Source organism: Paraburkholderia sp. SIMBA_030 (genome assembly GCF_046535245.1).
In the GTDB taxonomy this organism is placed as follows: Bacteria; Pseudomonadota; Gammaproteobacteria; order Burkholderiales; family Burkholderiaceae; genus Paraburkholderia.
In genome coordinates, this window is the sequence record NZ_JAWRXB010000262.1 from 1 (window position 1) to 304 (window position 304).

A 304-nucleotide genomic window follows, 5' to 3' on the forward strand; every position below is an offset into this window, starting at 1 on the left:
GGTATCGCGCCAACTCGGCACGATGACGACGTCGGCGTCGGCGAGCGCTTCGAGGCCGTGCGTCGCGCCGAGCGTGAAGCCCGCCGTGGTCGCGAGCGGGCCGCTTTCCGCTGCGCACACGCGCAGTTCGAACGGCGGCACGCCGCCTTCGGCGCGGTCCTCGCCGAACACGATGCAGGGCACCGACAGATGGAACGGGATGATGCGGTCGAAGGCGACCACGGCGATGCGGCGCGCTGACGTGGACGTGGACGTGGACGTCGTCGGGCGAATGGAGGGCGCGGGCGCGGAATCGGACGGCTCG

At 72.0% G+C, this 304-nt stretch carries 1 pseudogene; it reads right to left on the bottom strand.

Going from position 1 to position 304, the window contains the following annotated elements:
• A pseudogene (locus tag SB772_RS39930) lies at positions 1–273 on the bottom strand (GlxA family transcriptional regulator); the annotation flags it as partial.
• Positions 274–304: the final 31 nt, after the last annotated feature.